Source organism: Microbacterium sp. RU33B (assembly GCF_900155915.1).
Classification (GTDB): Bacteria; Actinomycetota; Actinomycetes; order Actinomycetales; family Microbacteriaceae; genus Microbacterium.
The window spans coordinates 121015-141557 of sequence record NZ_FTPO01000001.1 but is presented as its reverse complement, the minus strand read 5'-3'; the positions used below and the strand labels follow the sequence as shown (position 1 = coordinate 141557).

Annotated in this window: 18 protein-coding genes; 5 read left to right on the top strand and 13 right to left on the bottom strand. The window is 68.9% G+C overall.

Annotated elements, in window-relative coordinates:
• The first annotated feature begins 82 nt into the window (after nt 1-82).
• Nucleotides 83-1375, top strand: coding sequence for an ABC transporter substrate-binding protein (locus B0B14_RS00670; protein WP_076679512.1), 1293 nt, complete (start codon nt 83-85; stop codon nt 1373-1375).
• Between the two features lie 79 nt (nt 1376-1454).
• Nucleotides 1455-3590, top strand: coding sequence for a glycoside hydrolase family 3 N-terminal domain-containing protein (locus B0B14_RS00665; RefSeq protein WP_076679511.1), 2136 nt, complete (start codon nt 1455-1457; stop codon nt 3588-3590).
• A 33-nt stretch (nt 3591-3623) separates the two neighbouring features.
• On the opposite strand, the gene B0B14_RS00660 is transcribed toward B0B14_RS00665, so the two are convergent.
• The 12 genes from B0B14_RS00660 to B0B14_RS00605 all read right to left on the bottom strand — a co-directional run bounded on the left by B0B14_RS00660 (nt 3624) and on the right by B0B14_RS00605 (nt 16589).
• The gene (locus B0B14_RS00660) at nt 3624-5087 is read right to left on the bottom strand and encodes a family 43 glycosylhydrolase (RefSeq protein WP_076679510.1); all 1464 of its coding nucleotides are present in this window, start codon (nt 5085-5087) and stop codon (nt 3624-3626) included.
• Nucleotides 5088-5103: 16 nt separating this feature from the next.
• A complete protein-coding gene (locus B0B14_RS00655) occupies nt 5104-5946 on the bottom strand; it encodes a nucleoside hydrolase (protein WP_179085240.1) in 843 nt (280 codons plus the stop codon).
• A gap of 44 nt (nt 5947-5990) precedes the next feature.
• Complete coding sequence (locus tag B0B14_RS00650) at nt 5991-6926, bottom strand: alpha/beta hydrolase (RefSeq protein WP_076679508.1); 936 nt, start codon at nt 6924-6926, stop codon at nt 5991-5993.
• Entirely contained in the window at nt 6923-8398 is a 1476-nt protein-coding gene (locus B0B14_RS00645) for a C-glycoside deglycosidase beta subunit domain-containing protein (RefSeq protein WP_076679507.1), read from the bottom strand. Before B0B14_RS00645 ends, B0B14_RS00650 begins: the two co-directional genes overlap by 4 nt.
• A 37-nt stretch (nt 8399-8435) precedes the next feature.
• Complete coding sequence (locus tag B0B14_RS00640; RefSeq protein ID WP_076679506.1) at nt 8436-9737, bottom strand: C-glycoside deglycosidase beta subunit domain-containing protein; 1302 nt, start codon at nt 9735-9737, stop codon at nt 8436-8438.
• 141 nt (nt 9738-9878) lie between these two features.
• Nucleotides 9879-10586 (bottom strand): molybdate ABC transporter substrate-binding protein, encoded by a 708-nt coding sequence (locus B0B14_RS00635; RefSeq protein ID WP_083710230.1) that lies wholly within the window; start codon nt 10584-10586, stop codon nt 9879-9881.
• 14 nt (nt 10587-10600) lie between these two features.
• On the bottom strand, nt 10601-11572 hold the full coding sequence (locus tag B0B14_RS00630) for an aldo/keto reductase (protein WP_076679504.1): 972 nt from the start codon (nt 11570-11572) through the stop codon (nt 10601-10603).
• Nucleotides 11572-12525 (bottom strand): Gfo/Idh/MocA family oxidoreductase, encoded by a 954-nt coding sequence (locus B0B14_RS00625; RefSeq protein ID WP_218642060.1) that lies wholly within the window; start codon nt 12523-12525, stop codon nt 11572-11574. Before B0B14_RS00625 ends, B0B14_RS00630 begins: the two co-directional genes overlap by 1 nt.
• Nucleotides 12522-13877, bottom strand: coding sequence for a protocatechuate 4,5-dioxygenase subunit alpha/beta (locus tag B0B14_RS00620; protein WP_076679503.1), 1356 nt, complete (start codon nt 13875-13877; stop codon nt 12522-12524). The genes B0B14_RS00625 and B0B14_RS00620 overlap by 4 nt, the downstream gene beginning before the upstream one ends.
• A gap of 1 nt (nt 13878) precedes the next feature.
• Nucleotides 13879-14832, bottom strand: coding sequence for an amidohydrolase family protein (locus tag B0B14_RS00615; RefSeq protein WP_076679502.1), 954 nt, complete (start codon nt 14830-14832; stop codon nt 13879-13881).
• Nucleotides 14829-15533 (bottom strand): 4-carboxy-4-hydroxy-2-oxoadipate aldolase/oxaloacetate decarboxylase, encoded by a 705-nt coding sequence (ligK, locus tag B0B14_RS00610; RefSeq protein ID WP_143733593.1) that lies wholly within the window; start codon nt 15531-15533, stop codon nt 14829-14831. Before ligK ends, B0B14_RS00615 begins: the two co-directional genes overlap by 4 nt.
• Before the next feature lie 27 nt (nt 15534-15560).
• Nucleotides 15561-16589: an amidohydrolase family protein gene (locus tag B0B14_RS00605; RefSeq protein ID WP_076679501.1), complete on the bottom strand. Its 1029-nt coding sequence runs from the start codon at nt 16587-16589 to the stop codon at nt 15561-15563.
• A gap of 110 nt (nt 16590-16699) precedes the next feature.
• Between B0B14_RS00605 and B0B14_RS00600 the strand changes: the two genes are divergently transcribed.
• The gene (locus B0B14_RS00600; RefSeq protein WP_076679500.1) at nt 16700-17608 is read left to right on the top strand and encodes a LysR family transcriptional regulator; all 909 of its coding nucleotides are present in this window, start codon (nt 16700-16702) and stop codon (nt 17606-17608) included.
• Here B0B14_RS00600 and B0B14_RS00595 read toward each other — a convergent pair.
• Entirely contained in the window at nt 17605-18252 is a 648-nt protein-coding gene (locus tag B0B14_RS00595; protein ID WP_076679499.1) for a nucleotidyltransferase domain-containing protein, read from the bottom strand. The two genes, B0B14_RS00600 and B0B14_RS00595, sit on opposite strands and share 4 nt — an antisense overlap.
• A 90-nt stretch (nt 18253-18342) precedes the next feature.
• Between B0B14_RS00595 and B0B14_RS00590 the strand changes: the two genes are divergently transcribed.
• The gene (locus tag B0B14_RS00590; protein WP_076679498.1) at nt 18343-19095 is read left to right on the top strand and encodes an IclR family transcriptional regulator; all 753 of its coding nucleotides are present in this window, start codon (nt 18343-18345) and stop codon (nt 19093-19095) included.
• Between the two features lie 92 nt (nt 19096-19187).
• Nucleotides 19188-20372 (top strand): 4-hydroxybenzoate 3-monooxygenase, encoded by a 1185-nt coding sequence (locus tag B0B14_RS00585; protein ID WP_076679497.1) that lies wholly within the window; start codon nt 19188-19190, stop codon nt 20370-20372.
• The last annotated feature ends 171 nt before the right edge of the window (nt 20373-20543 follow it).

The window sequence follows — 20543 nt, the reverse complement described above, 5'->3', positions numbered from 1 at the left end:
AAATGGTGCCACAGTGGGAGTGCGGCCCCCGAAGCCGAGCCAGCCGCACCGCTGGCGACGAAGACGTCACGAAAGGTTCGACATGTCACAGCCCTCCACTTCCCGGCACCTCCGGTGGTCGCTTCTCGCGCTCCCGGTCGCCGGCGCCCTGGCCCTCGCGGGATGCAGCGGCAGCAGCGACGGCGGCGGCAGCAGCACCGACGACCCCGAAGCCACCGGCTTCTCGATCATGGTGGCCGCCGCCAACGATGCCGACGACTACTACGAGCAGCTTGCGAACAAGTACACCGAAGAGACCGGTGTCGAGATCGAGGTCATCACCTACCCGTCCGACGCCTACAACACGCAGGTCACGACGCAGCTGCAGGCCGGCAACGCCGCCGACGCGATGATCCTCTCTCCCGGAACAGGCCAGCCGATCTCGGTCATCAGCCTTGCCGAAGCCGGATTCCTCGAGCCGCTCGACGACACGTCGGCCTCGATCCTGCCGGTCGGCAGCGAGGCCCAGTTCCAGATCGACGGTGACACGTTCGCCCAGCCGACGTCGCTCACGCCCGTCGGAATGGTGTTCAACGTCACCGCCGCCGAAGAGGCGGGCATCGACTACCCCGAGTCCTACGACGATCTTCTCGAGGCCTGCACCTCCGCGCGTGATGCCGGAAAGACCTTCACGGTGCTCGCGGGTGGCATCCCCTTCAACACGGGCCTGTTCTCGCAGCTCATCTCCGCGACGCGGGTCTACGCGGAGACCCCCGACTGGAACGAGCAGCGCGCTGCCGGCGATGTGACCTTCGCCGACAGCGGGTGGCGCGACGTCCTCGAAGACATCGTCGAGATGAACGAGAGCGGATGCTTCCAGGACGGTGCCGCGGGCGGCACGTTCGACAACATCACCGCCGGTCTCGGTGGCGGCACGGCCCTCACGGCCGCCGTCCCCGGAAGCGCCGCGGCGTCGATCTCCAGCGCGACGGGCTCAGACCTCAATGTGCAGGCGTTCCCGCCGGCATCGGGTCAGGAGGCCTTCACGCTGACCGGTGCGAACTACGCGTGGGGCGTCAACGCCTCCTCGGAAGACGCGGTCAAGGCATCGGCACAGGCGTTCCTCGACTGGGCCGCTCAGCCGGAGAACGCACAGTACTTCGCCGAGATCTCCGGAGCCGTGCCGATCACCGGCATCGACACCGAGACGCTGCTGCCGTCGTACGCACCTATCGGCGAACTGCTCTCGTCGGGCGCATACACCGGCATTCCGAACGCCGCCTGGCCGAACGCAGCCGTCTACGACGCGCTCGGCACCGGCGTCCAGGGACTGCTCACGGGCCAGACGACGATCGACCAGGTCCTCGACAACATGGATGCCGCCTGGGATCAGTGATCCCCGTCCCACCTCCCGCCGCAGCCCAGAGACCTCGTCTCTGGGCTGCGGCTCATTCGTCTTCGAAAAGGCACCCCGCATGATCAGCTCACGCATCCGAGAACTCCTCTCGCAGATGAGTCCCCAGGAGAAGCTGGGACAGCTGCAGATCGTCTACCGGCCTCGGCACGAAGAGGCCGCGGCATTGGTCCGCGCGGGCATCGGGGCGGTGTTCTGGCCGCAATCGGCGGCAGCATCGAATGCCTTGCAGCGCGAGGCAGTCGAGGGGACCCGCCTGGGCATCCCGATCCTTATCGGCCTCGATGTCATCCACGGCCAGCGCACCATCGCTCCGGTGCCGCTCGCGCAGGCGGCGTCGTTCGACCCCGATATGGTCGAGCGACTCGCACGCACCGCGGCAGTCGAAGCACGCTCGGGCGGAGTGACGTGGACGTTCTCCCCGATGATCGACGTGTCGCGCGACCCGCGGTGGGGCAGGGTCGTCGAGGGGTTCGGCGAGGACGTCCACGTGACGTCGGTGATGGGGAACGCGATGGTGCGCGGCTACCAGGAGCAGGACTTGTCTCGGCCGGGAACTCTGGCTGCGACCGCCAAGCACTTCGTGGCCTATGGCCAGCCGGACGGAGGACGGGACTACAACTCCGTCGACATGTCGGCTCAGAGGCTGCGCAACGTGTACCTCGAGCCGTTCAGGGCAGCGGTGAGGGCCGATGTCGCGGCGGTGATGGCCTCCTTCAACACGGTCGCCGGCGTGCCCATGCACGCGAACGGCGCCCTGCTGACAGGCATCCTCAAGGATGAGTGGGGCTTCGACGGCCTCGTTGTCGGCGACGCGGACGGCGTCGCGAACCTGGTGCCGCACCGCGTGGCCGAGACCATCGATGATGCTGTGCGGATGGCCTATGCGGCGGGAGTGGATGTCGAGATGGGCGGCGCGCCGTCGGCGATCGCGTGGGATGCCTCGACCTTGGATCCCGCGCGACTCGACGACGCGGTGGCCCGGGTGCTCGGCGTCAAGGAAGCCCTCGGCCTGTTCGAGCGGCCGTACGTCGACGAGGCCGCCGAGCGAGTCGAGCCGACCGACGCGACGCGTGCACAGGCTCGGCGCGCAGCCGCCCGCTCCGCGGTCCTGCTGCAGAACGACGGGACGCTGCCGCTGTCGACGGGTTCGCGAGTCCTGCTCACCGGCCCGTACGCGACATCCACCGATCACTTGGGGGCGTGGGCACAGAGCTTCTCGGCCCGTTCCTCGAGCATCGCCGACGCACTGCGGGCACGCGACGACATCGAGGTCATCGTGGAGGAGGGCGTGTCGTTCTTCGGCGACCGGCACGACGACGTCGATGCGGTCGCGACCGCAGCTCTCGAAGCCGATGTCGTGGTCGTGTGCGTCGGCGAACCCTCGTCCCTGTCGGGCGAGGCTGCGTCACGCAGCGACCTGCGACTGCCCGGACGGCAGGCCGACCTCATCCGCGCGATCGCGGGGACCGGCATTCCCTTCGTGGTCGTGCTCGCGAACGGCCGTCCCCTCGTCGTCGCGGACTGGATCGATGAGGCGCCGGCCGTTCTGGAGGTCTGGCACGGGGGCACGGAGGCGCCGGCGGCGATCGTCGACCTGCTGCTGGGCGATCAGGAGCCCGCAGGACGACTGCCCATGTCCTTTCCCCGATCCGCGGGCCAGGTGCCGGTGCACTACGCCCACGAGAACACCGGCCGGCCGGCTGCCGTGCGCGGCACCATGACGCTCGAGTCGGTCGACGTCGCGCTGGAGGGACCCGCGAACGTGCAGGAGAAGTACACCTCCAAGTACCTCGACCTCGATCTCGGCCCCCAGTTCTCGTTCGGGCACGGATCGGGCTATGCGACCTTCTCGTACGGACAGCCGCGCGTGTCGTCCGCGGAGATCGCGGCGGATGAGGCGGTCACGCTCGAGGTGGAGGTGACGAACACCTCCGCGCGAGCCGGCGACGAGGTCGTGCAGGTCTACGTCGAGGACGTCGTCGCGAGTATCGCTCCCCCCGTCCGGCGACTGGTCGCGTTCCGGCGCCGGACGTTCGCCGCGGGCGAGACCGCGACCCTGTCCTTCGAGATCGGCCCCGAGCAGCTGGGCTTCTGGCTCGCCGACGGTCGGTTCGCCGTCGAGCCGGGTGCGTTCGTGATGCACGTCGGAGGAGCGCTGGAGCGCACCGTTCCGGTTCGCCTGCAGGTCCGCTGACCGGCCGCCCCCTCGCGCGAATCGCGGTGGAGCTCAGGAGGCGGTGTAGCGGAACTCGCGGAAACGCGCCCCACCCGCACCCGTCGCATACAGCGCGGGACGCAGGCTCAGCAGGTCGCCGACGGTGTTGGCGTGATAGCCGGAGGTGTCGTAGCGGATCGCGTGCCGCGTCCATTCACCGCCAGGGATGCGGTACCAGCCCGTGACGATGTGCTCGTCGTTGCGGATCCGCAGCGTGATCCGATCGGTCGCCGGAGCGGGCTCCCGCCAGTGCGTGCGGATGCCGCCCGAATAGCTCGACATGTGCTCTCCGTCGATCCCCATGCCGCAGAAGAGCCGGTTGTTGAAGAAGAGCAGCACGCCGGCCTCGGCCTCACCGAGCAGCTCGACATCCACCTCGATCTCGTACGCGTGGTCGCCGGTGAGCATCGCGAGCGGCGAGGTGTCGGCGGGCGAGCCGCCCTTTCCCCGCAGCACCAGTCCGTCGTCGATCCGGACGCGCTCGAGCTCACGACGGCCGGGCGCGTGGAACGTCCAGCGACAGCCGAGCTCGAACGCGGAGAAGTCGTCGGTGAAGTCCGGTGTCGGCGCCGGGGACGCCGCGCCGGGCGCTTCGATCGGTGTGCCGACGTCCTGGGCGACCGTCTCGGGCCAGTCGTCGTCGCCCCACCGGATGGGCTCGAGCAGGATCTGGCGGCCGAGGGTGCGGTATCCGTTCTCGTAGCCGTGCGAGACCATCCACCAGTCCTGAGGATCACCCGTCGGCCCTGGGACGAGCGTCGCGTGTCCGCGCGACCACCAGGCCTCGGACGCGTCCTCGGTGCGGGCGATCGGGTTGCGCGGGTGGTTCTCCCACGGCCCATCCACCGAGCGCGACCTCGCGACGATCACCATGTGTCCGGTTGCCGGCCCGGCGGTACCGCCGACGGCGCTGACGAGGTAGGCCCAGCCGTTGCGCCAGAACAGCTTCGGCCCTTCCAGTGCATACGCTTCGGTGATCCACTCGTCGGGGTAGCGCCAGCCGTCGTAGACGCGCTCGAGTTCGCCGACCGTCGACAGCCCGTCGTCGGCGAGCTGGATGCGGCGAACTCCGCTCGTGAACAGCCAGCGTGCACCGTCCTCCCCCACGATGTGGCCCGGGTCGATCGCGCCGCGGACACCGAGGTCGATCGGTTCGGACCACGGGCCGCTCATCGCATCAGCGTGGATCACGAAGATCGATGCCTCCGTCAGCGTCGACCACGGCGTCGGGATGAACGGGATGTAGATGAAGAAGCGACCGTCGTGCTCGGCGATATCGACCGCGAACGTGTTGCCGACGGGATTCGGCAGCGCGGAGGTTTCGTACGTCCAGTTCACCAGATCGGCGGAGCGGTACAGCGGCAGCCCCGGCGCGGCCTCGAAGGAGGAGTACGTCAGCCAGTACTCGTCGCCGACCTTGATGACTGCCGGGTCAGGGCGGTCTCCGGGCAGGATCGGGTTCGTGAAGGCGGTCACGATCGTCCCCGGCGAATCACACGGCTGCCGCGAGGTGCAGCCTCGCGAAGAAATCGGCGAACAGCAGTCTCACGTCGATCGTGTCGAACACGACGAGATCACGGGCCGCGGGATTCGTCGCGTACCCGCCCTCGTCATCGATCCACGGAGAGGGGATCTTCCGTGACGTGCTGGACTCGGTCGTCAGCGCCGTGATGAGCACGGGCGGACTGTCGCCCATCGGCCAGTGGCCCGCGATGCGCACGAACGACGGAGGGGAGGTGAACCGGCTGTAGAGCCAGCGGCCGAACTCGCCGGTGCTGCGCAGCCCGTGCTCGAGTTCCGCCGTCGACATCGCGCACTGCCGGTAGACGGCCTGAGGCACCTGCATGATCGGCACGCGCGTGTGGTTGAAGACGTATTGCGCCGCAGGCAGGTCGTGCATGAGGTTGTACTCCCATGCCCCCTCCGGGTGGCTCCCGCCGCCGATCCACACCACGGTCATCCGCTCGGCGAGCGTCGGATCGGCGCGCAGGGCGCTCGCGACGTTGGTGAGCGGCCCTCCCGCGCATACGAAGAGGGGCAGATCGTCGTACCGGGCAGCCTCTTCCAGAAGCACGCACGCACCGTCGGTCGGCTCGACGAGATCGGCGAAGCGCGCCGTCGTGTCGGCGGAGACCACGGGTCGCTCGGCCACACCGAGCCGATCGAGCAGCTCGATCACGGCGTCGCGGGCGGTGTCGCCCTCGGGCATGGGCTCCCCGGCACGGGGGATGGCCGTGCTCGTGATGCCCCGCACGACGGCGCCGTCGGCGAGGAGATGATGCGCGAGCGCGAGCAGCCCGTCCGGATCACCGGCGAAGTCGTTGTCGACGATCACCCGCGCCTGAGGGTAGGTCGGAATACGCCGGTGGATTGCACCGCTCATCGAGCCCCGCCGATCCATGTCGCGATCGCATCGATCGTCGGCAGCGCGGTCGGATCGGCGGGTTCGTTGATGTGACCGTGGTCAGCGCCCCCCTCCAGGCGCAGGATGACATCGACGCCCGCGTCGTGGAGTTGCTGGGCGAAGGCCTCGCCCGAGGGGCGCAGCCCGTCCTTCTCGCACACCACCACGAGCGTCGACGGGAACGCGTCGACCCGTCCGAGGGCGGCGAACGCGTGCGGGTTGCGCAGCGCTTCGGTCGAGCCCGCGAAGTTGAGGGAGAGCTGCCCGTGGGGCGACGCGGTGTCGACGACATCCGACGCCTCCGGACCGTTGGGATGGAGCACCGGATAGACGAGCACGAGCCCCATCGGCAACGACTCGCCGGCGTCCCGGAGTCGTGCGACGACGCCGGCGGCGAGGTTGCCTCCGGCGCTCGCCCCTCCCAGCACGAGCGCGCCCGCGCCGACGCCGAAGAGGCCCAGGGCGTGCGTGCGGGCGTGCCGCCATGCGGTCAGCACGTCGTCGGAAGGCTCGGGGAAATGGACGTCGCCGAGACATTTCACGTAGTCGACAGACAGCACGGGGATGCCGCGCGCTGCCAGCTCGTGCGCCACCCAGTGCGCCTCCGGCATGTCGAGGTGTCCGCCGATGAACGCGCCGCCGTGCACCCACACGAGGGCACGACCGGATGCCGGCGTTCCGGGATCCCGGTAGAGCCTCGCCGGGACGAGCCGACCCTGCGGCCCCTCGATGCTCAGATCGGCGGTCTCGACGCCCGTCAGATGCGGAAAGCGCCGCTTCAACGAATCGGTGTCGATGTCATCGCGAGGATCGACTGGCTCCCCGTTCTCGGCGAGCCAGCGGACCGCCTCCGCGACGGGCATGCGTCGGAAGTCGGGCACTGTCAGGGCACCCTGATCCGCGTCGCTCATGCCGGCTGCAGCGCCCGCATCGAGCGCCGGATCAGGTCGTGCTGTTTGCGCACCAGGAGGAGCGGATCGACCTCGCCGAGCTCGGCGAACGCGTGGCCTTCCCATTCGCTCGACCAGTAGCCGCGGTATCCTCCCTCGACGAACACGCGCACGAGCTCGGGATAATCGATCGCGGGCTCCAGGCCGTTCTCGTCGATGTCGTAGAACTTCGCGTGCACGTGCAGGATCTGCGGCATGATGTCCGTCCACTCCTGTGGCGCGACGTGCCCGTGCATGTTGAACGCGAGGTGCGCGAACGCACCCAGCCGCCCCGGGTCGAAGTCGCGGCTCTTGAGGTAGCCGATGAACTCCTGCTGGCGCTCCTGCATCGACGCGTCGGTCGCCCAGATCGCTTGGAGCTTCGCCACGGCCTCGTCGTCCAGCCCCGCGCGCTGCACGGCTCGCAGGAGGGTCGGCGACATCGCGTGCATCGTCGAGGAGAAGTCCGCGACGAACCCGAGCAGCGGCGAGTCCAGCTCGGCGTAGACGTCGCGGACCTTCATCACCTGAGGCGCGTTCGGCCCCATCGGCGCATGGATCTCGTACGCGAGCTTCAGGTTCAGCTGCTCGGCGATCGGCAGCAGGCGTCGCAGCAGCGCGGGCTTGGCGCTCTGGATGCGCACGAGCGGGAAGCCGAGGGCCGCGGCATCCCGGAAGAGGATCTCGCTGAATTCGAACTCCTCGTCGTCGGTCATGTCGCGATCGCGGCGGCGGCCCATGTCGAGGTTCGCCCCGAACGAGCTCTCGTCGAAGCCGTACTTGTCGAACGCCGCCCGCCAGTCGGCGATGAATTCGGGCGATACGTGCGGGTAGGTCGGCAGCACCTGCGAGGCGACGATCTCGATGCCCGGGCCGATGCCGAGTTCGGCGACGCGGCCGAGCAGCGAGTCGAAGTCGTACCAGCCCGCGCGGAACTCCGCGCTGGCGGAGTACAGCGTCAGCCCGAGCTGGAACGGGTCGGCGTCCGTTGCCGGAGGCGGCGGGGCAACGTCCGAGACGACGGCCAGGGGCGCGGCATCCGCGTCGGTCGCGGTCAGTGTGAACGACTGCCGGACGATGTTCGGGACGTACATGCCCGGTCCGCCGTCCTGCCCCGGCGCGATCTGCATGTACGGCAGACGCAGCTCGCCGAAGATCTCGACGTCGTGCGTCTCGCCGAGCGTGATCGGCGCGTCGCGACGCACGATCAGCAGTGGGTGCTCCTGCAGGTACCAGAGCGTCTCACTCTGCTCGGGCAGCTGGTCCAGGGTGTACCGCTGGCCGGTCAGCTCGAAGGCGAGATCGGATGCCGGCACCGCGGCCCCGTCGATCGTGACCTTCAGGGTGCCCACGGAGGACAGCCAGAGGCTCCGGTACCAGGGCAGGGTGAGCTTCAGCGCGAGTCCGTCCACGTGCGGGCGGAGGCTGTCTTCGGTGATGAGTCCGTTGGGCATTCTCGTATTCCTTAGATGTCGATTCGGGATGCCGCACTCAGAGCGCGTCGGCGACCTGGCGCATGAGCGAGTGCTGGCGGCGCACCTGCTCGATCGAGCGCCACGGCTCGCGTTCGCCCTCGTACTCGCTGGAGAGATAGCCCGTATAGCCGGCATCCCGCATCGCGCGCAGCACCGGCTCCCAGGGGATCTGCTGGTCTTCGAGGTTCTCGTCGATGTCGTGGAACTTCGCCTGGACGAACACGACATATGGCGCGACGGCGGCGAAGTCGGCGGGGTCGACGCCGATGCCGTCCAAGAACGCCGGCCGACCGCCGGGCAGTTCGCCGGGGCGGAGCGGGATCGGGCGGTCCTGGAAGATGCCGGTGTCGATCAGGATGCCGAAGTGCTTCGTTCCGGTGCGCTGGATGAACTCGACGTACTCGTCGACGACCTCGTGCGTGATCGGGGTCGGTGAGTGGATCTCGGGGCAGATGATCACATCGAGCTCTTCGGCGAGCGGAAGCGACGCCTCGACGACCTCGGTCCAGATGGGGTGCGGGACGAGGTCGCTGGAGACCACGCCGATCTTCGGTCGCACGAACCGGAAGCCCAGGCGCTTGGCGAGCCGCAGGTCGCGCTGGAGCTGCCGCACGCCCTCGTCGACGGTCATGTCGCGCCCGTCCGGCCCGCTCGAGTGCAGGCGCGTGTCGATCCACGAGCCGTAGTTCGTCGGTTCGAGTCCATATTTCTGAAGCAGCCGGAACCAGTCGGCCACCCACTCCTCGGACGGGTTCGGATAGTTCGGGATGTGCCCCTCACCCAGGATCTCGATGCCGGTCGCGCCCAGATCGGCGATGCCGGCCATCGCGGTCTCGAGGTCGAGCACGGTGCCGTAGTCGGTCATGAAGCTGTACAGGCTCACGCCGTAGCGGAACGGGGCGCCTGTCGCCTCGGGCGAGAGGGTCACGTGCTTGGTGACCCGGTAGGTCGAGGGCTGGTGCTCGACCGGGATGTACGACATGCGCAGACGCAGCTCGATCGACACTTCGTGCACGCCGTCGGGGAGGCCGCCCTCGAGCGGGACCGTGATGATCGCGGCGTCCTCGAGGGGCCAGCGCACCCCGTCGCTCTGCCACAGCTCGGCGAGCCTGTACGTCTTCCCCTGCAGCGTCCACAGCGGCACGTCGGCGGGCACGTCGACGAGGTCGCCGACGCGCACGGCCACTCCGTCGATGAGGGATGCCGCCATGCCGCGGTAGGAGGGCATGCGCAGCCGCAGCTGGAATCCGGTGATCTCGTCGCCCTCGCGGACATTGCGGAAGCCGACGGACTGGATGAGGTCTCGCTCGAGAAGCATGAGGTCGCTCTCTGGTGAAGGGCGATCGCGATGTCGCAATCAGACGGCGCATCATCACGCCGTGGGTCCACGATATCCGAATTAGTCTCTTTCAGGCATAAGAGAGCGTGATGTGCGCGTAAGAAGTGCGGATGATGCTCTTCATTCCCGTCCGCCCCCACTCCGTTGCGCAGGGAGATCGAAGCTGTGCGAGCGGATCGCCGATGCCACGCGCTCGCTGCTGAAGAAGCGGAGCAGCTCACGCGCCGCTTCGGGCATCGGCGCGGTCGCGGCCACCGCCCCGGCGAACACGGTGTCGATCGCGCACTCGCGCGGAAGCACCCCGAGGATGCGGATGCCCGGCTGCCCGACGAGCTCGCTGAGCTGCTGGAATCCCAGATCCACCTCCCCGTCCGCGAGCAGCTGCGCAACGGGCACTCCTGTGCGTGCCTGCACGAGCCGATCACTGATCTCCCCACTCAGCCCCCACCGTCGGATCATCTCCACGAGGGCCGTTCCACTGGGTCCGGTCGAGTACCCGATCCGGACGGCGGAACGCAGCGCATGGCGGACCCCGACCGCATCGGCATAGGCCGGAACGGCGGTGCCCCGGGCCGGTCCGGCCGTCGCATCCGCGACGGCGACGGCGACCTGCGACACGGCGACCGAGGTGACCGATGCCGCGTCGACGTGCCCGCCTGCGGCGAGTCCCGCCAGCGCGTCCGCAGCGAGGAACACGAGATCGAACCCCTCCCCCGCCGAGACGCGCCGCGCGGCGTCGACTCCGCCCACGGACTCGATCTCGAGGCGGGTCAGGCCTGCGCCGGCAGCACGGTCCGCGAGATCGCGGAGCAGGTGACGGGTGGCCATGGACGAGATGGCCCTCACCGCGCCACCTCGAAAGACTCGGCGTCGACTTCGGCCGTCTGCGCAGCGCCGTACCGCGGCCCCGACACCGTCTCGGTGCCCACGAGCCGCCCCGCGCGCTCGAGTATCCCGGCGTCGACATCGAGATCCAGTGCCGTCTGGTTCAGCCGCAGATGTCCGATGTCCGTCGTGCCGGGGATCGGCACGACGTGTTCGCCGCGCGAGAGCAGCCACGCCAGAGCGAGCTGCGCCGGCGTACAGCCTGCCTCAACGGCGAGCGCGCGCCACGCGGGCAGGATCGCCGCGTTCGCGCGCCAGTTCTCGCCCTGGAATCGCGGCAGGTTGCGGCGGATGTCGTTCTCCGCCCATCGTTGGGGATCGCGCACTGCGTCGGCGAGGAATCCGCGGGCGACAGGTGAGAACGCCACGAGCGCGATCCCCCGCCGTCGGGTCTCCTCCAGCATCCCGAGTTCGGGGTTGCGGCTCCACAGCGAATACTCGTTCTGCACGGCCGCGATCGGTGCGACCTGGAGTGCGTCGCGCAGACGCGGAACCGACACTTCGGAGAGCCCGATCGCTCCGATCTTCCCCCTGGCGACCATCTCGGCCAACGCGCCGACGCTCTCGCCGATGGGCACCCGGCGATCCCACCGATGCAGGTAGTACAGGTCGATGCGCTCGACCCCGAGGCGACGCAACGACGCATCGACCTGCGCACGCAGAGTCTCGGGTCTGCCGTCGATGGTCCTCACGCCGTCGACGAGCGCCATGCCCCCTTTGCTGGCCAGCAGCACCTCGTCGCGACGCCCGACGATCGCCCGTCCGACGAGCTCCTCGTTGCGGCCCGCGCCATAGAGAGTGGCCGTGTCCAGCATCCGCACTCCCTCGTCGAGCGCGGCGCGCAGCATCGAGAGCCCTGCTTCCTCCGACGGCGGGAGTCCGTACGCGTGGCTCAGCGACATGCAGCCGAGACCGAGGCGGGGCAGCATCACGCGAGCTGTTCCTCGAGTCCTCCGAGCACGCGGTAGCAGTCCATGACCTGTCGGAGAGAGGAGTCGGGCTCCCGCCCCTCCCGGATCGCCGCGACGAACTCACGGTCCTGCAGTTCGATCCCGTTCATGCTCACCGCCACCTGCGACACATCGATCGGGGTCTCCGATCCGTCGACGAGGTCGTCGTACCGGGCGACGTACGTGCCGGTGTCGCCGATGTAGCGGAAGAAGGTGCCGAACGGGCCCTCGTTGTTGAACGACAGCGAGAGCGTGCAGATCGCACCCGTCTCGCTCTTGAGCTGGATCGACATGTCCATCGCGATGCCGAGGACCGGGTGGATCGGCCCGCGCAGCGCGTTCGCCTGCACGATCCGCCCGGCCTGATAGGCGAACAGGTCGACCGTGTGCGCGGCATGGTGCCAGAGCAGGTGATCGGTCCACGAGCGCGGCTCACCCTTCGCGTTGGTGTTGGTTCGACGAAAGAAGTACGTCTGCACGTCCATCTGCTGCACGGCGAAGTCGCCTGCCGTGATCCTGCGGTGCACCCATCGGTGGGACGGGTTGAAGCGGCGGGTGTGGCCGACCATGGACACCCGGTCGGATGCCTCCGCGGCGGCGAGCGCGGCCTCGGCATCCGCCAGCGAATCCGCGAGCGGGATCTCGACCTGCACGTGCTTGCCCGCGGCGAGCACCGCCTGCGTCTGCGCGGCGTGCATCTGCGTGGGCGTGGCGAGGATCACCGCGTCGACATCGTCGCGCTCGAGGACGGCGTCCAGTCCCACGACCGCCACCGGGACCCCGTACTTCTCGGCGACCGACTGCGTGGCTTCGGGGCGCGTGCCGCTGACCACCGTGACATCGGCGTCCTCGATCGCGGCCAGACCGTCGAGGTGCTTCATGCCGAACGCGCCGGCGGCGCCGACGACGGCGACGCGCACTCTCTCGCTCATACGGTGACCTCCTCGACGACGGGCGCGTGTTCGGCGACCTCTGCCGCACGGTCCCGGGCGACGGGGTTGCTGATCACGAGATGCCCGACCGCGGTGTTGGATGCCGGCACATGGTAGAACCGGTGATTCACGTCGGGGGCGCCGCCGCCGAACTGGTCGTCCATCGCTCCGCGGGCGATCAGCCAGTCCACGAGTTCGATGCCCTCGGAACCCGCTTCATCGACGTACTCCATGTGCGACCATTCGGTCAGGCCCAGGGGATCGGCGATGAGGTGGTCCAGGAACGCGTTGTCCCACTCTTCGTTGATCAGGCCGGCGCGCGGTCCCTGGAGCTGATGACTCATGCCGCCGGTTCCCCAGATCTGGACTTTCAGCTCCGGGCCCTCCCATTTGTCCAGCGCACGACGGATGGCCTTGCCGAGCTCGTAGCAGCGGCGCCCCGACGGCACCGGGTACTGGACGACGTTGACGGGAAGCGGGATCACGCGGCACGGCCATTCGTCGACGTCGCCGAAGACGAGCGACAGCGGCACGGTGAGCCCATGGTCGACGACCATCTCGTTGACCAGAGTCAGATCGAAGTCGTCCTGGATGACCGACTGGGCGATGTGAGCGGCGAGTTCGGGGTATCCCTTCACGTCAGGAACCGGGCGCGGCCCGTAGCCCTCATCGGCGACGGGATAGTGATCGCCGGTGCCGAGGACGAAGGTGGGGATGATGTTCGAGTCGAAGGCGGTGGCGTGGTCGTTGTAGACGAGGATGATGACATCCGGCGTGTTCTCCTTCGCCCAGGCGCGCGTCCACTCGTACCCGTCGAAGACCTTCTTCCAGTACGGCTCCTGGGTCTTGCCGTGGTCCATGGCGGCGCCGATCGCGGGCACGTGCGACGTGAACAGAGCCGACGTGAAGCGTGCAGGGGCGTCGGGGCGCATCACCTGCGACTTCTCGGTGGACGGCGGCGTCCACCCGTCGAGGTCCTTCAAGCGGTTACCCTCGGGTCGGCGGCCACCCGAGACCATCATGTCGCGGTAGGCGGCCTCGCTCATGCCGGTCATAGAGCCCGCCATCTGCTGGAAGCTCAGTCCGTGCGTGGCGCCGATCTTGCTGAGGAAGTAGATGTTGCCGCCCTCGGCGATGCAGGTGTTGAGGTCGAAATCGAGCACGGCCTGCCGCTGCACGGGCGTGAGCGGCCACTCATCGAGGTACGCCTCGCGATCCGCGAGATAGCGTTCGCGGTTCTCCGGCTTCATCAGCGACATCGAGAACTGGTTGAGGTGGTAGCCCTTGCGCGCCTGATCGGCGTCGAAGATGGTCGTGCCGGGAACGTTCTTGTACGGCTTGTCGAGTGCCATGTCATGCTCCTTCGGGCCAGTAGAGGCGAAGCGGGTTGTCGACCAGCAGCTGCTTCTGCAGTGCGACGGTCGTGGCGATGCGAGGAATGTGGTCGACCAGCAGCCCGTCGTCGGGCATGTGGTCGGTCAGGTTGGGGTGAGGCCAGTCCGTCCCCCAGAGCACGCGGTCGGGGAACTCCTCCACCACGCGTCGGGCGAAGGGCACCACGTCGGTATACGCGTACCGCTCGCCGTCGAGTGCCGGAGGTCCCGTCAGGGAGAGACGCTCCGGGCAGGACACCTTGGTCCACACGTTGGGGTTCTCGCGCAGAAAGCGCAGGAACAGGCCGAATTCGGGGCCATCGGGATCCTTGCCGACATCCGGGCGTCCCATGTGGTCCACGACGACGTCGGTCGGGATGCCGGAGAAGAAGTCGTAGAGCTCGGGCAGATCCTCGGCCTCGAAGTAGATGACCACGTGCCACCCGAGCGGAGTGATCTTGTGGACGATCTCCTCGAGCGCGGCCGTGTCGAGGCGCTCGACGAGGCGCTTGACGAAGTTGAACCGCACGCCGCGGACGCCGGCCTCGTGCAGTTCGGCGATCTCGGCGTCGGTCACGTCGCGCCGCACCGTCGCGACACCCCGCGCCCGTCCGCCGCTACGGCGGAGCGCATCAACGAGCGCGCGGTTGTCGGAGCCGTGACAGGTCGCCTGGACGATGACGTTGCGATCGAACCCGAGCCGATCGCGCAGCGCGAAGAGCTGCTCGGCCGAGGCGTCGCACGGGGTGTACTTGCGTTCCGGCGCGTAGGGGAACCGATCTCCCGGGCCGAAGACGTGGCAGTGCGCGTCGACCGCGCCGGCGGGCATCCGGAACGTCGGTGCACTCGGGCCGTCGTACCAGTCGAGCCACCCGGGGGTCTTCTCGAAGCCCCCCGTGGTCTGGCCGTGCGGGGATGTTCCGGCGCCGGTCATCCGCGGTCCTCCTCGTACTTCAGGCCTGCCGCAGCGAGCGGCTCCCGCATGCCGTAGAGGTCGAGCCCCAGCACGCCGTCCCGGAACTTCTCGCGCTTGCCCTCCTCATTCGCCTCGCGTGTCGCCGACGCGTCGGCGACGGCGGCGACGAGGTCGCGCGGCACGACGACGACGCCGTCGACATCAGCCACCACCACGTCGCCGGGGTTCACGAGCGCGTTCGCGACGACCACGGGGATGTTCACCGAGCCGAGCGTGGCCTTGACCGTGCCCTTGGCGTTGATCGCCCGCGCGAAGACGGGGAAGTCCATCCGTTCGAGATCGGCCACATCCCGCACTCCGCCGTCGATGACGAGTCCGGCGCACCCCCGGGCCGAGAGCGACGTCGCGAGCAGCTCGCCGAAGAAGCCGTCTTCACTCTCCGTCGTGCAGCCGGCGACGAGCACGTCGCCCTCGCGCACCTGCTCGGCGGCGACATGGAACATCCAGTTGTCGCCGGGCTGCAGCAGCACCGTGACGGCGGGGCCGCACAGTCTCGCGCCGACGTACACAGGGCGAATGTAGGGGCGGAGCAGACCGACCCGTCCCATGGCCTCGTGGATCGTGGCGACGCCGAAGGCGGACAGTCGCGCGACGTCGCCCGGATCGGGTCGCCGGATGCCGGTACGCACGATGCCGAGGTCGTTCAGTCTCTGGGTCATGGAGTCTCTTCCGTGCGGGCGGACCGTTCAGAGGCCACGGGCCCTGAGGGCGCGGTCGAGACGGGGATACACCCGCCGCGCGTTGCCCTCGAAGACCTGCTGCCGCTGAGCGTCATCGAGGTTCGGACTGGCGTCGACGTAGCGCCTCGTGTCGTCGAAGTGATGGCCGGTGCGCGGGTCGATGTCACGGACGGCGCCGATCATCTCGCTCGCGAACAGGATGTTCTCGGTCGGGATCACCTGCGTGAGCAGATCGATTCCAGGCTGGTGGTACACGCACGTGTCGAAGACCACGTTCCCCAGCAGGTGCTCTTCCAGATCGGGCTTGCCGAGCGCCATCGCGAGGCCGCGGAACCGTCCCCAGTGATACGGCACGGCGCCGCCGCCGTGCGGGATCACGAAGGTCAGGTCGGGGAAATCGCGGAACAGGTCGCCCTTGAGCAGCTGCATGAAGGCCGTCGTGTCGGCACCGAGGTAGTGGTCGCCGGTCGTGTGGAACTGGGGCTTGCACGAGGTGCTGACGTGGATCATCGCGGGCAGTTCGTACTCCACGAGCTTCTCGTAGAGCGGATACCAGCTCCTGTCCGTGAGCGGCGGCGCCGTCCACAGGCCGCCGGACGGATCGGGGTTGATGTTGACGGTCACCACACCCAGCTCGTGCACGGCCCGGTCGAGCTCGGCGAGGGTCGTCTTCGGATCGACGCCGGGCGACTGCGGGAGCATGGCCCCGGGGAGGAATCGGCCGGGGAAGAGCCCGGAGACGCGAGCCACGAGATCGTTGCAGATGCGTGCCCACGTCCGGCTGACGCCGACATCGCCGATGTGGTGGGCCATGAAGGAGGCGCGCGGACTGAACACCGTCACGTCGCTGCCGCGCTCGTCCATGAGCTTCAGCTGGTTGGCTTCGATGGTCTCGCGGATGTCGTCGTCGCTGATGCTCAGGTCGCCCGAGGACGGCTCTGCCCCGCCGTTCTCGACGAACGCGATCTGCAGATCGCGCCACACCCCGAGCTGGGCGGGGGCGGTCGTGTAGTGACCGTGGATGTCGATGATCATCGCGAGTCCTTCGTCATGCGTCGCTGCGTGCGCTCCCGTCGAGAGTAGGTCGACCCGAGGATGTCAGTCCAATAGATTCCACGCCACCGCCTCATAGATACGATCGATACATGGTTCTCGCCGATCTGAATCAGCTCCGCACGTTCGTGGTGCTCTACGAGCTCCGCAGCGTCTCGGCGACGGCGGCGCGACTCCATGTCACGCAGCCGACGGTGAGCTACACCCTCGGGCGACTGCGCGCTCGGTTCGGCGACCAGCTCTTCCGCCGTGAGGGCAACGTGATGGTCCCGACGGCGCACGCGACCCGCTTGTTCGGTCCGCTGCACGAGGCCCTCGCTCAGATCGATGCGACCGTGAACGATCCCGAGGAGTTCGACCCCGCCGACTTCGCCGGCGAGATCGCCCTCGCCCTCACCTCGATCGGCGAGCAGACATTCCTTCCGCCGCTCATGTCGGCGCTGTCCGACTCCTCCGCCCGCGTGCACCTCCAGGTGCAGCGACTCGACGCGGACTCCGTCGAGGACGGTCTGATCCGGGGCGCCGTCGACCTCGCGATCACCGTGTCCCTGCTGGCGACACCGCGCCTGTGGCGCACACCCGTACGCAGCGTGGAGTACGTCGCCCTCTGCTCAGCTGAGCACCCGCTGCCCTCCACTGCGCCCCCGATGTTCGCCGGGCGGCGGTTCGTGCGCGTATCCGCGCGCGGCGGCCATACGTATCCCCTCCAGTCGCTGATCGAGCATGGACTGATGCCGCAGGTCGCCCTCTCCGTGGAGGAATACGCCAGCGTCCCCGCGGTGCTGCAGACCACCGACCTCGTCGTCCTGCTCCCGCGCCACGTCGCGGAGGTCTTCTGCGGCTGGTTCCCCGATCTGCGGATCGCCGAACTGCCCTGGCCCGGAACGAGCTCACCGGTGTCGGTCTACACGCGCAGCGAGGCGAGCCTGTCTCCGGCTCAGCAGTGGTTCCGCTCGGTCGTCGTCGGCGCGGTCGCCGCCGAGGAGTATCGCCCCGGTTAGCGGGAGGAGCGATTCCAGCTCGACTTGGCCGGGAAGCGCGGAGTGCGCACCGGGATCGACCACGACGAGTGCGGATGGATCGACAGGATGGCTCGCTCCCACCACGCCCGGGCATCGGCATCCAGCAGCGGAAGCACCGCGTCCTTGTCCTCATCGTCCTGAGGTCGGGGGCGCAGCGCCTTCCACACGAGCTGCACTTCGGGCGCCCCGACGGGGATGCCGTCGATCTCGCGCACCGCACGCTCCCAGGGCAGCTGCAACCGAGGATCGCGCCGGTAGAGCCATGCCGCATCCGTGCCGTCTTCGACGTTGATTCGCACGACCCAGGTCGCCTCGTGCTCGTCCCGGATGAGGACGGCCTGGACGTCGGCATCCGTCGAGACATCCGTCCAGGGGCGGAGCGCCCCCTCGTGCACAGCCCACGCGCTCCAGTGCGCCGGCAGCGCCGCGATCAGACGCGGGAGGTGCGGGGGAATGGTGCTGACGTCGAGGTTCGGGCGTTCGCGGATCGTCCGGCCGGCGAACAAGTCGAGTGCGACACCGCCCGAAATCCACCAGCGCGCCGACGATCCGTGCAGCGCGTCGACGAGCGCCCGGGGAGTCGTCGACGACCACCGGCCGTCGAGGTTCGGTGATGCGGCCATGCGTCGAGGCTACTGCGGTCGGCGCACAGTCGAGCCGCCTCGGACTCGCCCTTGCTTCCCATCCAATGGGAGTCCTGCCATGCTGACCGGATGGCGAACTCCCGCTCGGGCGACTCGATCACCGACCGACTCGTCCGCGTGCTGGAGACCTTCACCCCGACCCGAACCGTGCAGACCGCCGCGGAGATCGGCCGCCGCGCAGGACTCCCGAGCTCGAGCGCCCATCGGATCGTGGGAGAGCTCGTCGCCGCGGGTCTCCTCGAACGCGACGACGAACGCCGCATCCGCGTCGGCTCCCGGCTCTGGGAACTGGCGACGCGCTCATCGCAGGCACTGCGCCTGCGCCAGGCGGCGATGCCCGCGATGGAGCGCGTGCAGTCGCGCGTTCGTGAGCACACGCAGCTCGCGATCCTCGAACAGGACGAGGCGCTGTTCCTCGAGAGACTCAGCGCCCCGGGCTCCGGAGCGAACATCACCCGGATCGCCGGCCGGCTTCCCCTGCACGCGTCCTCCTCCGGACTCGTCCTGCTCGCGTTCGGTGAGCGGGAGCTGCAGGAGCGCATCCTCGCAGCGCCCCTGCCTCGACTGACGACGGAGACGATCACCGATTCCGCCGTTCTGCGACGCAAGCTCGCGGAGGTGCGCGCGCTCGGCCATGCGGTGGCTCCCGGCTTCATCGAGACCGTGTCGACCGGGGTCGCCGTCCCCGTTCGCGATGAGGCCGGCACCGTGGTCGCCGCGCTGTCCGTCGTGCTCCGCCGCGACGATCCCGAAGGACCGGCGCTCATCGAGCTCCACGCCGGAAGACGCCTCATCGAACGCGCCCTGGGTTTCCGCGACTGACACCGGATCCCGTTCAACGGGAGTTCCGTGCCTTCACGGGTCTTCGCGACCGCACACTGGCCGGACGACATCCGGCCGTCGAAGGAGACGACATGACCCTCACCGTCCGCACCCGCGTGGCGATCGTCGGCGCGGGCCCCGCCGGGCTCCTCCTCTCGCACCTGCTCGCGGAGGCCGGCATCGAATCGGTCGTCGTCGACAGCCGCACGCGGGAGGAGATCGAGTCCACGATCCGCGCGGGCATCCTCGAGCAGGGCACCGTCGAGATCCTCGACTCGCTCGGCGATCACAGCCGCGCACGCTCGCTCGGGCACCGCCACGACGGCATCGAGCTCCGCGTCGACGGGGAGGGGCACCGGATCGACTTCCCGAGCCTCGTCGGTCGCAGCGTGTGGCTCTACCCGCAGCACGAGGTGCTCACGGACCTCATCGCAGCGCGCCTGGCGGGCGGCCAGGACCTCCGCTTCGGCATCGTGGCCGAGCGGATCGACGACGCCGAGACGGACCGGCCGCGAGTCGTCGGGGTCGACGCCGACGGGCAGCCCGTCGTGATCGACGCCGAGTTCGTCGTCGGCGCCGACGGTTCGCGCAGCGTGGTGCGCAGCACGGTGACCGGCTCGCGGTTCGGCGGACACCTGCGCGAGTATCCGTTCGCGTGGTTCGGCATCCTCACCGAGGCGCCGCCGAGCGCGGACGAGCTGATCTACAGCAACTCCCCCGACGGCTTCGCGCTGATCAGCCAGCGCAGCGCCACCGTGCAGAGGATGTACTTCCAGTGCGATCCCGAGACCGACACCGCGGCGTACAGCGAAGCACAGCTGTGGGACGAGCTGCAGAAACGAGTTCCCGGCACCACCCTCGAGGAGGGCCCGATCTTCCAGCGCGACGTCCTCCGGTTCCGGAGCTTCGTCGCCCACGAGTTGCGCAGGGGACGGGTGGCGATCGTCGGCGACGCCGCCCACACCGTGCCCCCGACGGGGGCGAAGGGGATGAATCTCGCCGTCGCGGATGTGATCCTGCTCGACCGGGCCATCCGCTCGCTCCTTCTCCAGGGCGACGAGCGTCGCATCGACGAGTTCGCGGATGCCGCGCGCCGGCGCATCTGGAAGGCCCAGCACTTCTCCTGGTGGATGACGAGCATGCTGCACGCCTCGCCCGACGCGTCGGACTTCGACCGTCTGCGCCAGCGCGGAGAACTGCGTTCGATCGTGGAGTCCGAGGCCGGGCGGACCTATCTCGCCGAGGCATACACGGGCTGGCCCTTCGCCACCGCCTGAGCAACCGAGGCCGCCGCGCTCTCAGCCTTTCGGTTGAGGTCGGAGTCGACGAGAGGACGGATGGCTCCGAGGCCGACCACCACTGGACTGGGAACGTGCGTTCCCTCTCCGAAACCCTGTCCCGCTCCCTGACCTCCCGCCGCGGCGCGTGGGTCTCGCTCATCGTCGGCA